Annotated in this window: 16 protein-coding genes and 1 pseudogene; 11 read left to right on the forward strand and 6 right to left on the reverse strand. The window is 53.0% G+C overall.

What is annotated here, in order from left to right; translation table 11 throughout:
* The 9 genes and pseudogenes from DXB44_RS10820 to DXB44_RS10860 all read left to right on the forward strand — a co-directional run.
* Positions 1-1,473, forward strand: a pseudogene (locus DXB44_RS10820) (PrgI family protein); the annotation flags it as partial.
* Positions 1,470-2,366, forward strand: a complete 897-nt coding sequence (gene dcm, locus DXB44_RS10825; RefSeq protein WP_118658730.1) for a DNA (cytosine-5-)-methyltransferase — start codon at positions 1,470-1,472, stop codon at positions 2,364-2,366. The pseudogene DXB44_RS10820 and the gene dcm, both read left to right, overlap by 4 nt.
* Positions 2,363-4,348 carry a C40 family peptidase gene (locus tag DXB44_RS10830; protein ID WP_118658731.1) on the forward strand — a complete coding sequence of 662 codons (1,986 nt, stop codon included), beginning with the start codon at positions 2,363-2,365 and terminating at the stop codon, positions 4,346-4,348. Before dcm ends, DXB44_RS10830 begins: the two co-directional genes overlap by 4 nt.
* Positions 4,349-4,366: 18 nt before the next feature.
* Positions 4,367-4,618 carry a DUF4315 family protein gene (locus DXB44_RS10835; protein ID WP_118658732.1) on the forward strand — a complete coding sequence of 84 codons (252 nt, stop codon included), beginning with the start codon at positions 4,367-4,369 and terminating at the stop codon, positions 4,616-4,618.
* On the forward strand, positions 4,608-5,330 hold the full coding sequence (locus DXB44_RS10840; RefSeq protein ID WP_118658733.1) for a DUF4366 domain-containing protein: 723 nt from the start codon (positions 4,608-4,610) through the stop codon (positions 5,328-5,330). The genes DXB44_RS10835 and DXB44_RS10840 overlap by 11 nt, the downstream gene beginning before the upstream one ends.
* A complete protein-coding gene (locus tag DXB44_RS10845; protein WP_118658734.1) occupies positions 5,327-7,399 on the forward strand; it encodes a DNA topoisomerase 3 in 2,073 nt (690 codons plus the stop codon). The genes DXB44_RS10840 and DXB44_RS10845 overlap by 4 nt, the downstream gene beginning before the upstream one ends.
* Positions 7,400-7,497: 98 nt before the next feature.
* Positions 7,498-10,692, forward strand: coding sequence for a YodL domain-containing protein (locus DXB44_RS10850; RefSeq protein ID WP_118658735.1), 3,195 nt, complete (start codon positions 7,498-7,500; stop codon positions 10,690-10,692).
* 21 nt (positions 10,693-10,713) lie between these two features.
* On the forward strand, positions 10,714-11,640 hold the full coding sequence (locus tag DXB44_RS10855) for a hypothetical protein (RefSeq protein WP_118658782.1): 927 nt from the start codon (positions 10,714-10,716) through the stop codon (positions 11,638-11,640).
* A gap of 2 nt (positions 11,641-11,642) precedes the next feature.
* Positions 11,643-11,843, forward strand: coding sequence for a transposon-transfer assisting family protein (locus tag DXB44_RS10860; protein WP_118564492.1), 201 nt, complete (start codon positions 11,643-11,645; stop codon positions 11,841-11,843).
* Between the two features lie 116 nt (positions 11,844-11,959).
* Here the strand turns inward: DXB44_RS10860 and DXB44_RS10865 are convergent, their stop codons facing one another.
* The 6 genes from DXB44_RS10865 to DXB44_RS10885 form a co-directional block, all read right to left on the reverse strand.
* Positions 11,960-12,955 carry a caspase family protein gene (locus tag DXB44_RS10865; RefSeq protein WP_158581892.1) on the reverse strand — a complete coding sequence of 332 codons (996 nt, stop codon included), beginning with the start codon at positions 12,953-12,955 and terminating at the stop codon, positions 11,960-11,962.
* Positions 12,948-13,145: a hypothetical protein gene (locus DXB44_RS14455; protein WP_147366450.1), complete on the reverse strand. Its 198-nt coding sequence runs from the start codon at positions 13,143-13,145 to the stop codon at positions 12,948-12,950. Before DXB44_RS14455 ends, DXB44_RS10865 begins: the two co-directional genes overlap by 8 nt.
* A gap of 22 nt (positions 13,146-13,167) precedes the next feature.
* Entirely contained in the window at positions 13,168-14,061 is an 894-nt protein-coding gene (locus DXB44_RS10870; protein WP_118658737.1) for a Bro-N domain-containing protein, read from the reverse strand.
* 111 nt (positions 14,062-14,172) lie between these two features.
* A complete protein-coding gene (locus tag DXB44_RS10875) occupies positions 14,173-15,501 on the reverse strand; it encodes a relaxase/mobilization nuclease domain-containing protein (RefSeq protein WP_118658738.1) in 1,329 nt (442 codons plus the stop codon).
* Positions 15,462-15,791 (reverse strand): plasmid mobilization relaxosome protein MobC, encoded by a 330-nt coding sequence (gene mobC / locus DXB44_RS10880; RefSeq protein WP_118658739.1) that lies wholly within the window; start codon positions 15,789-15,791, stop codon positions 15,462-15,464. The genes DXB44_RS10875 and mobC overlap by 40 nt, the downstream gene beginning before the upstream one ends.
* Positions 15,792-15,982: 191 nt before the next feature.
* The gene (locus DXB44_RS10885) at positions 15,983-16,351 is read right to left on the reverse strand and encodes a helix-turn-helix transcriptional regulator (protein ID WP_005927725.1); all 369 of its coding nucleotides are present in this window, start codon (positions 16,349-16,351) and stop codon (positions 15,983-15,985) included.
* A gap of 219 nt (positions 16,352-16,570) precedes the next feature.
* Here DXB44_RS10885 and DXB44_RS10890 point away from each other — a divergent pair, with 219 nt between their 5' ends.
* Both DXB44_RS10890 and DXB44_RS10895 read left to right on the forward strand, forming a co-directional pair.
* Complete coding sequence (locus DXB44_RS10890; protein ID WP_021738113.1) at positions 16,571-17,263, forward strand: response regulator transcription factor; 693 nt, start codon at positions 16,571-16,573, stop codon at positions 17,261-17,263.
* Positions 17,260-18,291 (forward strand): HAMP domain-containing sensor histidine kinase, encoded by a 1,032-nt coding sequence (locus DXB44_RS10895; protein ID WP_118050872.1) that lies wholly within the window; start codon positions 17,260-17,262, stop codon positions 18,289-18,291. Before DXB44_RS10890 ends, DXB44_RS10895 begins: the two co-directional genes overlap by 4 nt.
* Positions 18,292-18,320 lie beyond the last annotated feature (29 nt).

Raw genomic sequence — 18,320 nt, forward strand, 5'->3', positions numbered from 1 at the left:
GAAAAATCGGAGATAATTTCAAAGGTTTACCTATCGCTATTCCCCAGCGACCTTGCCACCTACGGTGAGGACGCCAAAAAGCTGCTGAACAAATTGCAGACCCGGAACGAACGGCTTTTCATGCTGACTTTTTTAGTGCTGAATGTGGCCGACACCAAGCAAAAACTGGGCAACGATGTGTTCCAAGCGGCAGGTGTGGCCCAGAAGTACAACTGCTCTCTTGTCCGGCTGGACTACCAGCAGGAGCAGGGCCTTGTGTCCTCGCTGCCGCTGGGCATCAACCAGATAAGGATTCAGCGCAGCCTTACCACCTCCAACGTGGCGGTGTTTGTGCCCTTTGTCACGCAGGAGCTTTTCCAGAGCGGTGCGGCCATGTACTACGGCATCAACGCAAAATCCCACAACATGATCATGCTGGACCGCAAGCAGGCCCGGTGTCCCAACGGCTTGAAGCTGGGTACGCCCGGCAGCGGCAAATCAATGAGCTGCAAGTCCGAAATCGTCAGTGTGTTTTTAACGACTGCTGACGATATTTTTATTTCAGACCCAGAGGCCGAGTATTATCCGCTGGTCAAGCGGCTGCATGGGCAGGTCATCAAACTTTCGCCCACCAGCAAGGACTATGTGAATCCGCTGGACATCAACCTCAACTACTCCGAGGATGATAGTCCGCTTGCCCTGAAATCGGATTTTGTGCTGTCGTTCTGTGAACTGGTCATGGGCGGCAAAACGGGTCTGGAAGCGATTGAACGCACCGTGATAGACCGTGCCGTGAAAACCATCTACCGCCCCTATCTAGCGAATCCCTGCCCGGAGAATATGCCGATTTTGTCTGACCTCCACCAAGCCCTGCTCGACCAGCACTTGCCGGAAGCGGACCGGGTGGCGCAGGCACTCGACCTGTATGTATCCGGCTCGCTGAACGTTTTCAACCACAAAACGAATGTGGACATCCACAACCGGCTCGTGGCCTTTGACATCAAAGAGTTAGGCAAGCAGTTAAAAAAATTGGGGATGCTCATTATCCAAGACCAGATATGGGGCCGTGTCACCCAGAACCGCAGCCAAGGCCGGGCCACATGGTATTTTGCAGACGAGTTCCACCTTTTGCTGAAAGAGGAACAGACCGCCGCGTACAGTGCCGAGATTTGGAAGCGCTTCCGCAAATGGGGCGGCGTGCCCACAGGTGCCACCCAAAATGTGAAGGACCTTCTTTCTTCCCCGGAGATTGAGAACATTCTGGAAAACAGCGACTTCATCACGCTGCTGAATCAAGCATCCGGTGACCGAAAAATCCTTTCGGAACGGCTGAACCTTTCCGCAGACCAGCAGAAATACATCGACAATTCCGAACCGGGCGAAGGACTGCTGATTTTTGAGAACGTGGTGTTGCCGTTCTCAAACCCCATCCCGAAAAACACCCAGCTCTATAAGATCATGACCACCCGGCTCAGTGAGGTAGTGGAGCTATGAGCCTAACGCATTTCAGCTTGTTTTCCGGCATCGGCGGCATCGACCTTGCCGCGGAAGCAGCGGGTTTTACTTCGGTCTGTCAATGCGAGTGGGCGGCCTTTCCCGCCGCTGTTCTGGCAAGCCACTGGCCGGAGGTGCCCCGTTTTCAGGACATCACCACCGTAACAAAGGAGACTTTCTTTGAAAAAACAGGACTTCGCACCGTCACCCTCATTTCAGGTGGCTTCCCGTGCCAGCCGTTCTCCACCGCAGGGCGGCAGCGCGGCTTCCACGATGAACGCTACCTGTGGCCCGAAATGCTGCGGGTCATCCGGGAATTGCAGCCCCGTTGGGTGCTTGGAGAAAATGTTGCTGGCTTCCTCCGTATGGGGCTCGACAAAACGCTCATTGACTTGGAGCAGGCAGGTTACGATGTTCGGGTTTTCGTATTACCTGCTGCTGCCGTTGGCGCGTGGCACGAACGGAAACGAGTATTCATCATCGGCTCCGCTGCTTCCCACGCCCCTTGCCAGCGACACCGGGAATGTGGGCAAGGGACTGGACATTCAAATCTCTGCGAACGGCAGCTACCGCAAGATGAACAAGGACGGCAAGGCATGGACGGCGCGGCTCTCTCATGTGGTCTACCGGATGACCCCCACCACGCTGGAAAAGCCCTACCTCAACCCGGACTGGGTAGAGTGGCTGATGGGTTTCCCGCGCAAATGGACGGACATTCCCTTTGGGCCGAAGAACCCGCCGACATCCCGCGCCTGACCGAAGATGTGCCGAACCGCAGCAAGCGGATGAAAACACTGGGCAATGCAGTTTCGCCGCCGCAGGTGTTCCCGATTCTCAAATACATTGCGGACATTGAAACAAGCTGCTGCCCGATGGGAGATGAAGAACTTTGAAAGAATTGCAGGCAAAAGCCAAAGTCACCCAGACCATGACCCGTGACGGTCTGGTGGTGGAAAATCAAGCGGACGGCACTGTAGAGAATGTTTCCAGTCGGGAAGTGGAACAGAACTACTCCACGGATGCCGAGGGCAAAGCCGAAAAAATTCTGGAACGGGCCGAGGACATCAAGGACGGGCATGAAAATAAAAAGAAAGCGAAAAAGGCGGCAGAAACCGCAGCCACCGCCGAAAGTGAAGATGGTCTGCACCGTTCCGCTGCCCGTTTGGAATTGACCGAGGAAGAACGGGCAGACCCGGCGTTGCAGCCGTATATCCAAAAGGCGGGAGCGAAAGCCGACAAACTGGATGCAGCCCGCGCCGCTCTGCCGAAAAAGCGTGTCCCGGTCAAGGAAAAAGTCTACGATGCTGCCAACGGCAAGGCAAAATCCACCCTGCGCTTTGAGCAGCAGGACAAAGGCCCGCCCAGCCTGAAACCAAACCCGGCCAGCCGCCCACTGTCGGAAGCGTTGCTGTTCACTCACGGAAAAATCCATGAAGTCGAACACGAAAATGTGGGTGTGGAGGGTGGCCACAAGGGTGAAGAACTGGTGGAGCATCAGACCGCCAAGGTCATCCGCAGCGGCATCCGGCACCACAAGATGAAGCCCTACAAGGCCGTGGAAAAGGCAGAGCGTCAGCTCATGTCTGCCAATGCAGAATACTTTTACCAGAAATCCTTGCGGGACAATCCGCAAATTGCACAGGCGGCCAGCAACCCCATTTCCCGGATGTGGCAGAAACGGCGTATCAAACAGCAGTATGCCAAAGCTGCACGGCAGGCCGGACAAGCCGCCGCGCAGGGTGCAGCCGCCACCGCAGAGAACGGTTTCCGGGTAACGAAGCTGGCGGCCGAGGGCGGCGAACGGGTAGCCGAATTTGCGGCCCGGAACTGGAAAACCATTCTGATCGTGGCGGTGTTCGGTCTGCTGGCTCTGCTCTTGATAACGGGTTTGCAGTCCTGCACCGTGATGGCGGGCACCGCTGGAACCGGCGTGACGGCATCCTCTTACTTTTCCAAGGACAAGGATATGCTGGGTGCAGAGAAAGCCTACGCCAAGCTGGAACAAAAACTGCAACGGTATCTCGACACCTACGAGGCCACCCACAACTACGACGAATACCATTTTTATCTGGACGAAATCGAGCATGACCCCTATGTGCTGATCTCGATTTTGTCCGCGCTCCATGATGGCGTTTTTACATTGGCCGAGGTGCAAAGCGAGATTGAAATGCTCTTTGAAAAGGAGTACATCCTGACCGAGACCGTGACCATGCAGATACGTTACCGTACAAAAATGATGGTCATTATTGGCCCGTATGGTGTGCCGCAAGTTATCACCTACCAAGAACCGTATGAATACTACATCTGCACGGTCAAGCTGAAGAACAAGGATTTATCCCACCTGCCCGTGGAAGTGCTGACCGAAGAACAACTCAGTGCTTATTCGCTCTATATGCGCACGCTGGGCAACCGGCCGGATTTGTTCGGGCAGGCACAGTACCCCAATGCGTCCACCATCAAGCAGCCCACCTATTACGACATTCCCCCGGAAGCCCTCAAAGATGATAAGTTTGCCGCCATGATGGAGGAAGCCACCAAGTACATCGGCTACCCATATGTGTGGGGCGGCAGTTCGCCCAGCACCAGCTTTGATTGCAGCGGCTACATTTCGTGGGTGCTGAATCACTCCGGCTGGAACGTGGGCCGCCAGACCGCACAGGGCCTTTACAACCTCTGCACCCCTGTTTCGACGGCGCAGGTCAAACCGGGCGACCTTGTGTTTTTCAAGGGAACCTACGATACCCCCGGCGTGAGCCATTGCGGTATCTATGTAGGCAATTCCATCATGCTGCACTGCGGCGACCCTATCTCTTACACAAACCTCAACTCAAAATATTGGCAGGAACATTTTTACAGCTATGGGCGTTTACCATGACGCCAGAAAGGATTTTGTATGGCAAAAAGACTTTCCCGCATTGAGCGCGACATTGAGCGGCTCAAAGAAAAAATCAGCGAATACCAGCAGCAGTTGAAAGAACTGGAAGCTGCAAAGACTGAACAGGAAAACTTGCAGATCATTCAGCTGGTGCGCAGCATGAACATGAAGCCGGACGAGTTCGCGGCCTTCCTGCGCAGCGGTGCGCTGAATGCTGCACCCACCGCCACACCGTACCACAAACAGGAGGATGCCGCCGATGAAATCTGACAACTGGAACCGTTTCGCTGCCGGACTGCTGGCTATCCTGCTCTGCCTCTGCTCCTTTTCCATGCCCGCTTTTGCAAGCGGCTCTGACCCTGCCCCGGAACCTCTGCCGGAAATTCTGGACGATAAACCTACCACTGGCGGCATGGAGCCGGAGGGTGTACCTATCACGCCCAAAGGCAACGCAACACTGGTGGATGATTTCTACGGGGACAAACAGCTTATCACCGTGACCACCAAAGCCGGGAATTATTTTTACATTCTCATTGACCGTGCCAACGAGGACAAGGAAACGTCCGTTCACTTCCTGAACCAAGTGGACGATGCCGACTTGCTGGCTCTGCTGGATGAAGAACCGCAGGCCGCCGAAGTCTGTACCTGCACTGTGAAATGTGAGGCCGGAAACGTCAACGAAAGCTGCCCCTTGTGTGAAAAGAGCCTGCGCAACTGCACGGTCCCGGAAGCGGTGAAAACCGACACCGAAACGCCGCAGGAAAAGCCCAAGTCCAACATGGGCAATCTGATAATCCTGCTGGTGCTGGCTCTGGCGGGCGGCGGCGCAGCACTCTATTATTTCAAGTTCCGCAAGCCCAAGGCCGACACTACCGGGCACGATGATCTGGACGAGTACGATTTTGGCGAGGACGAGGATGCAGACGAGGAACCGGCTGAAATCGAAATTCATTCAGAGGACGGACAGGAGGACGAAACATGAGCTTTCAGCTGGTGATCGCCGAAAAACCCAGTGTGGCCCGCAGCATTGCCGCCGTGATCGGGGCCACTGAAAAGCAAAACGGCTACTGGCAGGGCGGTGGGTATTTGGTCAGCTGGTGCATCGGGCATCTGGTGTCCTTTGCAGAGGCGGGCCAGTACGATGAAAAATACTGCAAGTGGAAGTATGAAGATTTGCCCATCCTGCCCCAGCCGTGGCAGTTCATCGTCCCGGACGAGAAGAAACAGCAGTTTGAAGTTCTGCGTGCCCTGCTCAACCGCCCCGATGTGGATAGTGTGACCGCTGCGACCGACGCAGGCCGGGAGGGAGAACTGATTTTCCGCCTTGTCTACCAAATGGCCGGCTGCACGAAACCCGTAAAGCGGCTCTGGATTTCCAGCATGGAGGATGCAGCCATCCGAGAGGGCTTTGCAAACCTGCGCCCGGATTCGGACTACGATGCTCTGTACCAATCGGCCCTTTGCCGTGCAAAGGCGGATTGGCTGGTGGGCATCAACGCAACGCGGCTGTTTTCGGTGCTGTACCACAAGACCCTGACGGTGGGCCGGGTGCAGACCCCGACACTGAAAATGCTGGTGGACCGGGATGCAAAAATCCTGCGCTTCCAGAAAGAAAAGTATTACACGGTCGGCATCCAGTCCGGCAGCTTGAAAGCGGACAGTGGGCGCATTTCGGATGCAGAAACCGCAAATTCTCTCAAAGAAAAATGCACGGGTGCAGTTGCCGTCTGTACTTCTGTCAAGCGGGAGAAAAAGACAGAACAGCCGCCCAAGCTCTATGACCTGACCACCTTGCAGCGGGAAGCAAACCGCTTGTTCGGATTTACGGCAAAGCAGACCCTTGATTATGCCCAGCAGCTTTACGAGAAGAAACTGCTGACCTATCCCCGCACGGACAGTCAATATCTTACCGAGGACATGGGCCAGACAGCACAACATCTTGTGTCTGACCTGCTGAGGCTGCTGCCCATTGCCCAAGGGCTTGCACTTACCCCGGATGTGGGCCGGGTGCTGAACAGCAAAAAGGTATCGGACCACCACGCCATCCTTCCCACAGCCGAATTTGTAAAACAGGGCTTCACCGGCCTTGCGGAAAGTGAGTGCAAGCTGATGAACCTTGTCTGCTCCAAACTGCTCTGCGCGATAGCCGCGCCCCATGAGTACGAAACTGTGACTGCTGTGTTCTCCTGCGCCGGGAACGAGTTCACCACCAAGGGAAAGACGGTGCTTGTTCCCGGCTGGAAAGAGATCGACCAGCGGTTCCGCTCCACCCTGAAAGCAGATACCGAGGAAGAAGTGCTGCACACCCTGCCGGAACTGGCCGAGGGACAGAGTTTCCGCGTAACTTCTACTGTATCGGAACACTTCACATCCCCGCCGAAAGCCTACACCGAAGATACGCTCCTGTCAGCAATGGAGCGGGCCGGGGCCGAGGATATGCCAGAGGAAGCAGAGCGCAAGGGACTGGGTACTCCCGCCACCCGTGCCGCGATTCTGGAAAAGCTGGTGCAAATGGGCTTTGTGCAGCGCAAGGGCAAACAGCTTGTCCCCACCAAGGACGGCATCAATCTGGCGGTGGTTCTGCCGGAAAGCCTGACCTCTCCCGCCCTAACCGCTGAATGGGAAAACCGTCTGACCGAGATTGCCAAGGGCAATGCAGACCCGGACGAGTTCATGGCCGAAATTGAAGCGCAGGTGCGTCAGCTGGTCAAGACCTACTTCTGCATCAGCGCGGACAAGCAAAACCTGTTCCAGTCGGAACGGGTTATCATCGGCAAGTGTCCCCGGTGTGGTGAAAACGTCTACGAGGGCAAGAAAAACTTCTACTGCGGAAATCGTGGCTGTCAGTTCGTAATGTGGAAGAATGACCGCTTCTTTGAGCAGCGAAAAAAGGCGTTCACCCCGAAGATCGCCGCCGCTCTGCTCAAAAACGGCAAGGCAAAGGTCAAGGGTCTCTATTCCGAAAAGACAGGCAAAACCTATGATGCAACGGTGCTTCTGGCAGATACGGGAGGCAAGTACGTCAATTACCGGGTAGAGCGCAAAGAGTAAGGCAAAAATACGAGGGCCAGTTATGGTAAGGTGAAGCATTCATTTTGCCATAACCGGCTCTCTCTATCCGTAGGATAGCAAAAAAGGAGTGTGACCAAATGAGCGAATTATTTTCCATCCAGCTGCAAAATCGGCAGCAGCAAGGCAGGGATGGCATCTGGCTGGACCTGCCCACTACAACCGAACAGGTACAAGCGGCCCTGCGGCAAATCGGCATTTCGTCCGATAATCCGCAGGGCCTTTTCATTTCCGGCTATTTTGCCGAGGAAGAAAAGCGTTTTGCCATCCCCTACAACATGGTGCTGGCATCCAATGTGGACGAACTGAACTTTCTTGCCGCACGGCTGGAAACGCTTTCTGCCGGGGAACGCGCAGAACTGAACGCCGCCTTGCAAGCCCCGCAGAGTGAGCTTTTCAGCATCGGGAGAATCACCGACTTTCCCGAAAACGTGGAATATTATGTGCATCTGCCGGATGTGCGCGGCCCTGCCCAGCTGGGAGACTACTACTTGAACCGTTCCGGCATGGTGGATATGCCGGACGAATGGAAAGGAGGCATCGACACGGCCCAGTTTGGCCGCTATGTGGCCCAGCAAGAGCAGGGCGCATTTACCCAGTACGGCTACCTTATCAAAAGCGGGGACGAGTGGCAGAAAGTCCACGAAGGCCAGCCTGTGCCGGAGGAATACCGGGTACTGTCCTTTCCTGTGCCGGAAGTCATGCGGGATGCAGCCAATATCCCGCCGCCTGTTCAACCTGAAACAGAACCGCAGAAAGTTATTCCCATTATCCTGAACGGTAAGGACAGCGCAGAACGGATGAAAGAAATCACGGACCGGCTGGAAACAGGCATTCAGCAGTTGTTCGACAGTGACCGCTACAAAGCTTACCTCACCACGATGGCAAAATTCCACAATTACAGCTTCAACAACACCTTGCTGATTGCCATGCAGGGCGGGCAGCTGGTGGCCGGCTTCAACAAGTGGAAAGACACGTTCCACCGCACCGTAAAGAAAGGCGAAAAAGGCATCAAAATTCTGGCCCCTGCGCCGTACAAGGTCAAGCAGAAGATGGAAAAGCGGGACGAACAGGGTAAGCCGATTCTGGACAAGGACGGCAAGCCGCTGACGGAAGAAAAAACGGTGCAGATTCCGGCGTTCAAGGTGGTGTCTGTGTTCGATGTCAGCCAGACCGAGGGCGAACCGCTGCCCTCTATTGCAGTGAATGAACTGTCCGGCAGCGTGCAGGACTACCAAGATTTTTTCAAGGCATTGGAGCAGACATCCCCGGTGCCCATCGGGTTTGAGGACATCGAGGGCGGCGCGCATGGGTACTTTCATCTGCTCGACAACCGCATTGCCATCCAAGAGGGCATGAGCCAGCTGCAAACCATCAAGACAGCCATCCATGAGATTGCCCATGCAAAGCTGCACGCCATCGACCCCACCGACCCGGAACAGACCAACCGCCCGGACAGCCGCACCCGCGAAGTACAGGCCGAAAGCGTGGCCTATGCCGTCTGCCAGCATTACGGGCTGGACACGTCCGAGTATTCCTTTGGCTATGTGGCCGGGTGGAGTTCTGGCCGGGAACTGGCCGAACTGAAAGCCTCTCTGGAAATTATCCGCAGCGCGGCCCATGAGCTGATCTCTGCGCTGGACGAACATCTGGCAGAACTGCGCCAGCAGCGGGAAACAGAACTTTCCACTGCACAGGAGGCTGCATTTGCGCTGGACAACGGCATTACGCTGTTCATCCAGACCTGCGATTCCGGCTATGACTACACCCTGTATGGCCCGGATAATAAGGCTCTGGACGGCGGCCAACTGGACGCACCCGGTCTGACCCTGCCGGATGCCGGAGAGGAAGCTCTTGCTCTGCTGGGGCAGACAGCTAAAGTGTCAGAAGTTATGCTGGGTGATAAGCTGGCGGTGTTCCAAGAGGCAACAGAAAAAGCGAATGAACTTCCCGAACCTGCTAAAATTCCTGACCCTGCCGCAGAGCCCACAGTCACGATTCTGTGGAGTGAAAGCGACAAGCTGCAGGACGGCGAAACCATGCCGCTGTCCGTGGCAAACCGTGTCTTTGAAGAACTGGACACTGCCCAGCACACAGAACGGGAAAAGGACGGTTACGAGGGCGGCTGGTACGATAAGACTGCATTCCGCATTGATTTTACCCTGAACGGCCAACCCGACAACTACGAGGGACGGCAGGATTTTGGTGATGGTGCGGGCTCTTTGGTGCAACATATCCAGAATTATCACGAATACTACGCCAAAGATGAAAACTGGAAGAATTTTGTTCTGCACAACAAAGGCCCGGAAGCGTGGGAGCAGGACAAGGCAGAGCGGGAAATGGTGCTGACCGAGTTTATTCCGTACCTCAAACAGCATTGCAATCTTTCGGCTATGGAGCAAACCGCTACCGCTGCTTTGCGGGAGGAACAGAACATTTCGCCGGAACAGACCGTCTATTACAACGCGGTTGTGACCTATGTGCAGGACTGCCGCCCGCTGCTCAACCAAGGCCAATACAACTTGCCGGAACCGCCCAAGCTGGCTGACTTTGACCAGAGCTTGCAGGACTACAAGGCACAGGTGCAGGCCGAGATCGCGCAGGAAGCGGCCGCTGCCGGAATGACGGTAGAGGAATACGCAGCGGCAGGATTTGAAGCACCGCAGCAGGACAGCTTTTCCATCTACCAGCTGCGCAATGAGGCTTCCACCCGTGATTACCGTTTTGAGCCATACGACCACCTGCAGGCCGCTGGCCGGACTGTGGACAAGGCCAACTATACGGAAGTATACGCCGCGCCGCTGACTGCTGGTACCACGTTGGAGGACATCTACCGCACATTCAATGTGGACCATCCGGCAGACTTCAACGGGCATTCGCTGTCTGTTTCGGATGTGGTGGTGCTGCATCAGAACGGCCACGACACTGCCTATTACTGCGACAGTGTGGGCTTTCAGCAGGTGCCGGAGTTCTTACGGGAAAACCCGCTGCGCACCGCAGAGCTTTCCACCGAACAGAACGAAAACATGATTGACAGTGTGCTGAACAATGCGCCCTCTTTAAGTGAGTTGGAGGCCAAAGCAAAGGCCGGAGAACAAATTTCCCTGACGGACCTTGCCGCCGCAGTCAAGGCCGAGGAAAAGGCACCAAAAGCAAAAAAGTCCCGCGCAACAAAACCGAAAAAGCCGTCCATCCGGGCACAGCTGGATGCTGCGAAAAAGGAGCAGAGCAAGCAAACACTGCCACGGGAAAAGGCAAAGGAATTGGAGGTATAAGCCGTGCAAAAATTTGAAAATATGGATGTGATCACTGCGCTGGAAGCTATCATGCACCAGAACACCGCATACTACCAGAGCGATTTTGCCTATGACATCAAGATGATGCGGGAAGCGGCCCGCAGCGACCAGCCGGAAGATAAGCTGCTGTTGTGGCTGTCCCGGCCCTCTGGAACATTCTGCTTCCGGGAACGGGACGTGCTGCTCAAAGACACCCAAGCCTACAACACATGGAAATTCTGCGGCGAACAGACCCATGACAGGATTCTTGCCTATGCAGTGGAGCTGACCGGCGCGGCCAACGGAACTGTGCAAAGCAATCTGTATGAACTGGACTATCAGCAGCACTTCCAGCATATCCGGGATGCCGCCCTGCCCGTGGGTGCCAACCGTCTGATCTACGAAAGTGGGATGCGGGAGATTGGCCCGAAAGAGCATTTCGACAGCTGCCCGGACAAATATTTCGGGGAGTTCGTGCGGTATGAAATGCAGCCCCGTGACCCGGAACTTCTGCAAGCGGCCATCCGGCAGGAGCAGCGCAGTCGGGAATCTGCACAGCCCGGTGATTTCAAAGAACACCTTGCGGCATTGCACACCGGGCTGATCGAGGCCGAGGCACAGCGTATCGTAGCCGATATGAAGCGTCTGGCTGCTCCCAACAGCCCGGACAAGAATCATTTCATGGTAGAGGTATCGCCCTATTTTACCAAGCTGGCATCCAGCCGGGACACGGACCAGCTGCTTGCCATGCTGCCGTATAAATCTTTACATCTGTCCAGCGTAAAAGACCGTTTTGGCATCTACGCGCTGGTTGACAAAAACGAGAACCGAGATAAGAACATTCGCAAACCCCGTGCTTCCGTCCGCAAGCAGCTTTCCGAAACAAAACAGGCCGCCAGCCCGAAAAAGGCAGCGGCCCGCAGCAAACAACACGAAATGGAGGTCTGACCATGAATTTCAGCGTGGAAGAAGAAAATTTGATCTGTATGTACCACACTTCTGACCGCCGCCGCACGATGGCGCGGATGCTCGCCGCCCTGCCGGATATGGACACGGAAATGCGGCGGCTGGCAAACGGTACCATTGCAAAGTTGGAGCGCATGACCGATGCAGACTTTGACGGACAGAGGTTTGATTTTACGGGTGAATAATACCGTCAGCTTGACAATGACGCATTATTTTTAATCAAAGTAATGTGTCGTTGTCAACACAGAAACAGCCGGACACGGTGGCCTTGTGGCTACTGTGTCCGGCTATTTGCTATCTATTATAACGCTTTTGTATAATCATGCTGAAAATCTCCCATCAAAACAGGTGTTTTACGATATACCCAACGGTAATTTATAAATTCAAACCCTAAATCTAAAATTTGTTTTAATATATAACTTTCAAACTCCTTTTCATCAACAATACGAATGCCTCCAACTTTTTCGCTCTTTTGTCGTTCATAGATTCTCATAACATCGGATACTGTATATCCAAAGCGTTTACTTAGGTTAATTAACATTTCAGCACAGTGGTAGTTCCTAATGCTTTGATAAATGACTTCATTGATTTCATCTTGTGCCATTGTACAAAAGTAGAAATTTCCATTCAGAGAAGTATTTTCCCATGGAACCTGTTGGCCAGCAGTGTCTTTTATAACATCTTTTCTGACTAGCTTAAACATATCCTCGACTTTCATATTGGGGTGATCAATGTGTTCAAGCAATCGTTTAGTGTAACATCCATTTCCGTCAGGGCTTTCCGAACCCAGTGCTGATGTATTAGGCGACGTTGCAAATGCTATGATCATACCGTTTCCAGCTGTCATTTCTGCTAGTCCTGTACTGCCAAAACTTCTTAAAAACGATAGACTATTTCTGCAAGCATCCATTATCAGGATATTTGTTTTTTCTTCGTGCATACTCATATAGTTCGTAATAGTACTTACGTCAACTAAAGAACTGGAAATAAAAACATCCTTTATGGGCTTATAAATGCAATCAATCGGAACAATATAATTTTTTCCATCGATTTGCACTCCATGTCCAGCGTAGTATACCAAAAGTACTGAATATAAATCAGCCAGCTTAATAAATTCAGCGATTGCCTCAAGCGTAGCCACTCTAGTTGTATTTGCGTAATGTAAGACATCAAAATCTAGCTGTTCTAACTTGGCTTTCATATCCAATCCATCTTTATTGCATGACAATAAAACCGGCTGTGTTTGATATAGCGCATTTGCAAGAACAAGTGCAAGTCCTTTTTTCACTTTACCCATGCTTGATTTCTCCAAATCGCTTAAACACAATAGCGAACACGTTTGCTCCATCGGTGTCATATTTATCCGCCAGCCGCCATGCTTCTTTACGCATCAGTATTAAACCTTTATCAAACGGCATATTTTCAATCGCGGGTAAAAATGCCTCAAACTCTTTCAGGATTGCTGTTTCGATTTCATACTTGTTCATAGATGAACTTCTCCTTTGGTTATTATTTTTCTTTCAAATTGTCATTGGACTGCTCCGGCAGTTCGGCGGCATCTTCTACAATGTCGGTCACAAGCTGCTGGAAGTCAAACGCATTCTTTTCTGTAATAACGGGCTTGCCAGTTTCTGCTTCAAGAGCCTGCCGTGCAATACCGGCTACCTTGCCGCCGCGTTTAGCAACCTGCTTGTTTTCTTCAAAGGTCTGCGGCTTTGCAGTCTTGGAAATATCCGTGGTAGATGCTTCCGCCAGCATGGTCAGCACAAGTTCCAAATCGGTCATGTTGTCCCGGAGATTTTCTTTTGTCAGACCTTTCAGCCGCTTGTACTGCCCCGTGGTCATGCCGGACCATGCGCGGGAGATTTCATCGGTCAGGATGGCGTACTCCTTGCCCTTTTGCACTCCGCGCTTCTTCCATTCGTCCCTTAGTTCGTTGCGGATGCGGATTGCCAAAAGCCGCTGGTGAATCCATTCTTCGGAGTAGCCTTTCTTCAAATAGGTATCAAGCGCACGGTCAATAGCTTGCTCCGGGTCGATGGTTTCTTCGATGCGTTCCTTGCCCACCATTGCCAGCCATGCCTTGAACGGTTCAGCTTTCGGAGATGGGATTGACTGGATGATGCGCAGGAGCTGTTCGGTGTTAGCAACATCCGTTTTGCGCTTTTTGCCGTCAGGAGCGGTCATTTTCAAACCATTACAATTTGTAATGGTTTCATTTCCTTCGTCTTTAAGACGCTTTTTTAGAACGCGCCAATAGTTCTGTGGGTCTGCGCTGTCAGTCAGAACAGCAATCACATCAACGATGGCAAAATACCATTCTTCCTTTTCTGCATCCCATGCAGTGCGGATTTTCTGATCTTCAAAAAGCTGGATAGAGCTGTTATCGTTCACTTCTGCCATAGAGGGTTCCTCGCTTTCGTTGTCTAAGTCTATTTTACATGATTTCGGGCGGAAATGCCACCCGGTCTAAGCGTTTGGAATTCAAAAATCCGAACAATATTTTGTGCAGATTTACCGTTCCTGCATCTGCTCCTTTCCCGGTGCTATCCGCAGAATGCCGTCCACATTCTGCTTTATGATGCCATACTCCTGCATCTGGCGTTTGATTTCGGCGTACTGCTGTTGCAGTTGCTTTTTCTGCTCGGTTAGTTGCTTATACTCGGCTTTCAGGGCGTAGAGGTCGGGCCGCTTTTGAAAGCCCTGCTCTTTCAGGGCCTTGGCCGCTGCTTCATAGAGAATCAAGGTTCCTTCATGTTTACGTCGGAACTGCTTTTTGTCAGCAGCCCGCTGATACTCCTGCAACAGTGGGTGCAGTTCCTTACAGGTGGTGACATCCTTTATCAGCACGGCCATTTCTGCAAGTCGGCGCTCTGCTGCTTTCAATGCGGCGGCAGCTTCGGTGCTGGCGGCGGTGATCTCGGCCACCCGGCTTTCCAAATCCGGGTAGCTTTCGATTTCATGCTCAGTCAGGAAGTTCAGCGTCCGGGCAGCCTGTTTCAAGTTGTGGAGCTTTGCCCACTTCTCGTACCCTGCGGACTGTTGGACCTTGATGCTGTTCTCCAAATCAATCCGCAGAGAAATTTTGCGGTTTTCTTTGGGCTTCCGCTCCACGAACCGCCCTTTGATGCGCTGGGTGATGGCTTCTTCGGTGTAGGCTTCGCCCAGCGTTTTGCAGCGGGTGAACCGTTCCTGTCCGGGCGCGCGGAACGAAACATACTTGCCACGCTTGACCTCGTAGCCCTGCTCCTGCAGGAGCCGCAGAAAATCGTCAAAATCCTTGACCTGCGGGATGGCGGCATCTATGGCGGCTTTCAGCTTCGCCTTCCAACTCGTGCCCTTGCGGTGTGCGTCCCACTCGGCATAGCTCTTGCCCCGGTCTTGACCGGGCATCACCACAGACAGGCCGTATTCCTTGCATAGCCGATCGCTAGTGCGCCGGATGTAGGCATAACTTTGTCGGTTGGAAACATACTTTCGCTGATTCACCATGTCCACAGCGCAAAAGATAATGTGGTTGTGGACGTGCCCTTTGTCAATGTGCGTAGTTAGCACATAGGGATATTTTCCTTGCAGCACTTCATCTGCAAGCTGTCGGCCAATTTCGTGGGCCTGCTCCGGCGTGGTTTCGCCCGGCGCAAAAGACTGTATCAGGTGGTGGGCCAGATTGTTGCCTTTCTGCATGGCCTGTGACAACAGCAGTTCAAATTCGATGTCTGCGGTTTCGTAGGCACAGGCAAAGGAGGACACCAACATTTTTTCATCCGTCTTGGCCGGATTCTCGATGTAGTCCAATGCCTTTTTCAGCGTTGACTTGATAGGATGTATCTTTGTAACTGCCATATCTGCGCCAATGCTCCCTTGATGTCCGCAACGTCTTGTGTGTACAGCGGCCCCATGCTGTTCAGCCGCCGCGCGATCTGGTTAATATTGACACCAATCTTTTGCAGTTCGGCGGTCTGCGCCCGGATGTTGGTGGTGTCGATGTGGACAACATAACCATCTATCAGCATCTTCCGGGCGTAGGCAGAAAAATTCCGTGTGTGCAGCAGAGCCATCTTCTGCCGGATAAGTTCCTGTTCCTCCGGCGTCACGGGAACACGCAGAACAATTTTTCGGGTTCGGTTCGTCATAGTTTCACCTCGTTTCTTGGGGGTCTGGGGTACTCCCCAGCAAGCATTTTTGCCGGGAGTGGCTACACTCCCTATGCTTGCTACGTTACCTCTCCCACTACTAAGACACCGAAACGCCCCCGTTTTGCCCGCAAAATGCAAAAAAAAATAAGAGGACGCTTTTGCATCCTCTCAATGACCGTGCATGACAATCAGACACACACGGGCTCTTTTTCCTGTTCATGGATTCGTAAGGCACCGTCAATGGCACCTTCTACGATGGGTAAGTATTCTTCCGGGCAAAGCTGCAGCTTGTGGCTGACCCGCTGACGTTCCGCACTTTCTTCCCGCATGAGTTCCGGGTTGAAGTACCGCTCCACGGGCAGACCACATATTTTTATCAGCTGAATCACCACCGGCAGGCTGGGCAGCGTGCCTTCGTTTTCGATGTTCGCAAGATACCGGCTGTCACAATGTATCATGTCAGCCAGCGCACTGCGGGAAAGTTGTTTTGCCTTTCGAGCTGCCTTGACATCCGCTCCGAACGTTTCAAAGCCGGGACAGTCCTCGATTTTCGCCATTCTGCATCACCCATATACATTTTATAGTTCATGGACGATTGGCGAAATGATGCAAAGCGCATTGTTGCTAAACTTTATTGTTCATAGTTTGAGCATTGTATTGTAAAGTGGGCTATCCTATAATAAGGAAGAAACCCTTTTTTGAAAAATCCGTCCGCTGTAACATTTCGCGGACATTTGCCTGTTATACTATCTGCAAAAAGCAAAGGAAGTGAGGATATGAAGCAGATTTTAATTGTCGAGGACGACAGTTTTTTGAATAAGATGGTGGCCTATAACCTGACCGCAGACGGCTATGGCGTGACTTCTGCCCTAAATGCCAGAACCGCAGCCGACGCCATCCGCCAGCGGGAATTTGATTTAGTGCTGCTGGACATCAACCTGCCGGACGGGAACGGCTTTGAGCTGTGCAAGCTAATAAAGCCTCAGCACCCGGACACCATCGTAATATTCCTGACCGCCAACGATCAGGAGAGCGACCAGATACGGGGTTATGAGGTGGGCGCGGTGGACTACATCACAAAGCCCTTTGTGATTGGGGCCTTGCAGCGGAAAATCAAAGCCATGTTCGCCATGCTGGAACACCACAAACCGGCCAAGGACATTTACGACGACGGGCGGTTGTTTCTGGACTTCTCGGAGCAGACGGCTTCCTTAAACGGCAAGCCCCTGACTCTATCCCCGATGGAGTACAAAATGCTGAACCTGTTTCGTAAAAATCCCCGGCAAGTGCTGACCCGTGGGCAGCTTTTGGAAAAGCTGTGGGATATAGACGAGCGGTTTGTGGACGAACACACCCTGACAACCTCCATCAGCCGTATTCGCAGCAAGATTGAAGCCGACGGCGGCGCACCCTACATCAAGACCGTTTACGGCATGGGGTATCAATGGACGGGAGGCGAGGCAAAATGAAGTTTCAAAACCTCTCGGTAAAGCGGCTGTTTGGCCGGGTGGCAATGGAGCTTGTCCTCTCCATGTCCGGGATCACCATAGCTCTTTTTCTTGTGACAAAACAGATTGCGGTGCTGCTGACAGGCGGGGCGCTGCTGCTGTGCGCCATTGTAGGGATTTTTGTACTGACGCAGGCGTTTGGAAAGCGACTGTCGCAGTTTACCACTGACCTGTGCCAGACCTTAGACCACATGATCGCCGGAAATGAAGCACCCCAGCGGCCAGAGGACAGCGAAACCCAGCTCGCCAGAATCGGGCACCGGCTGGCGAGACTTTACCAGATCATGCAGGAGAACCGTCGCCGGGTGGACGAGGAACGGCAGGAGTTACAAACCCTTGTATCGGATATTTCCCATCAGGTAAAAACGCCGGTAAGCAATCTGAAAATGGCGACGGACACCCTGCTGGAAAAGCCTATGACCGAGGCGGAGCGTACCGATTTTATCCGTGGAATCCGCACCCAGACAGATAAACTGGACTTTCTCTTTCAGGCTCTTGTGAAAACCTCACGGTTGGAAACGGGCGTAATCCAGTTGAATAAGAAACCGGTCTGCCTCTTTGATACCGTGGCGCAAGCCATGAGTGGAATCGTGTATGCAGCGGAAAAAAAGAAAATCGCTGTATCTGTGGACTGCCCGGAGAATTTGACCTTTTCCCATGACAGCAAGTGGACATCCGAAGCCCTCTTTAACCTGTTGGACAATGCGGTGAAGTATACTCCGGCAGGTGGAAAAATTACGGTGTCGGTGATACCGTGGGAAATGTATGTGGAGATCAAAGTAGCCGATACCGGCAAGGGCATTTCCGAAAGTAATCAGGCTGCTATCTTCCGGCGCTTTTATCGTGAGGAAGAAGTACACGAACAGCAGGGCGTGGGCATTGGACTGTATCTGGCCCGAGAGATCGTAACGCGGCAAGGCGGCTATATCAAAGTGGTTTCAGAGCCGGGCAAGGGCTCGGAATTTTCCATTATGCTGCCGACAAAATAGAATGCGGCGGACGGCCATTTCCGGCTGCC

It is taken from the genome of Faecalibacterium sp. OM04-11BH (assembly GCF_003482185.1).
GTDB classification, from domain to species: domain Bacteria; phylum Bacillota; class Clostridia; order Oscillospirales; family Ruminococcaceae; genus Faecalibacterium; species Faecalibacterium tardum.

What these genes read in the sequence shown, in the direction of transcription:
- dcm (WP_118658730.1), top strand. Translation starts at nt 1,470, where the DNA reads ATGAGCCTAACGCATTTCAGCTTGTTTTCCGGCATCGGCGGCATCGAC.
- DXB44_RS10835 (WP_118658732.1), top strand. Translation starts at nt 4,367, where the DNA reads ATGGCAAAAAGACTTTCCCGCATTGAGCGCGACATTGAGCGGCTCAAA.
- DXB44_RS10840 (WP_118658733.1), top strand. Translation starts at nt 4,608, where the DNA reads ATGAAATCTGACAACTGGAACCGTTTCGCTGCCGGACTGCTGGCTATC.
- DXB44_RS10845 (WP_118658734.1), top strand. Translation starts at nt 5,327, where the DNA reads ATGAGCTTTCAGCTGGTGATCGCCGAAAAACCCAGTGTGGCCCGCAGC.
- DXB44_RS10850 (WP_118658735.1), top strand. Translation starts at nt 7,498, where the DNA reads ATGAGCGAATTATTTTCCATCCAGCTGCAAAATCGGCAGCAGCAAGGC.
- DXB44_RS10855 (WP_118658782.1), top strand. Translation starts at nt 10,714, where the DNA reads ATGGATGTGATCACTGCGCTGGAAGCTATCATGCACCAGAACACCGCA.
- DXB44_RS10860 (WP_118564492.1), top strand. Translation starts at nt 11,643, where the DNA reads ATGAATTTCAGCGTGGAAGAAGAAAATTTGATCTGTATGTACCACACT.
- DXB44_RS10865 (WP_158581892.1), bottom strand. Translation starts at nt 12,955, where the DNA reads ATGGGTAAAGTGAAAAAAGGACTTGCACTTGTTCTTGCAAATGCGCTA.
- DXB44_RS14455 (WP_147366450.1), bottom strand. Translation starts at nt 13,145, where the DNA reads ATGAACAAGTATGAAATCGAAACAGCAATCCTGAAAGAGTTTGAGGCA.
- DXB44_RS10870 (WP_118658737.1), bottom strand. Translation starts at nt 14,061, where the DNA reads ATGGCAGAAGTGAACGATAACAGCTCTATCCAGCTTTTTGAAGATCAG.
- DXB44_RS10875 (WP_118658738.1), bottom strand. Translation starts at nt 15,501, where the DNA reads ATGGCAGTTACAAAGATACATCCTATCAAGTCAACGCTGAAAAAGGCA.
- mobC (WP_118658739.1), bottom strand. Translation starts at nt 15,791, where the DNA reads ATGACGAACCGAACCCGAAAAATTGTTCTGCGTGTTCCCGTGACGCCG.
- DXB44_RS10885 (WP_005927725.1), bottom strand. Translation starts at nt 16,351, where the DNA reads ATGGCGAAAATCGAGGACTGTCCCGGCTTTGAAACGTTCGGAGCGGAT.
- DXB44_RS10890 (WP_021738113.1), top strand. Translation starts at nt 16,571, where the DNA reads ATGAAGCAGATTTTAATTGTCGAGGACGACAGTTTTTTGAATAAGATG.
- DXB44_RS10895 (WP_118050872.1), top strand. Translation starts at nt 17,260, where the DNA reads ATGAAGTTTCAAAACCTCTCGGTAAAGCGGCTGTTTGGCCGGGTGGCA.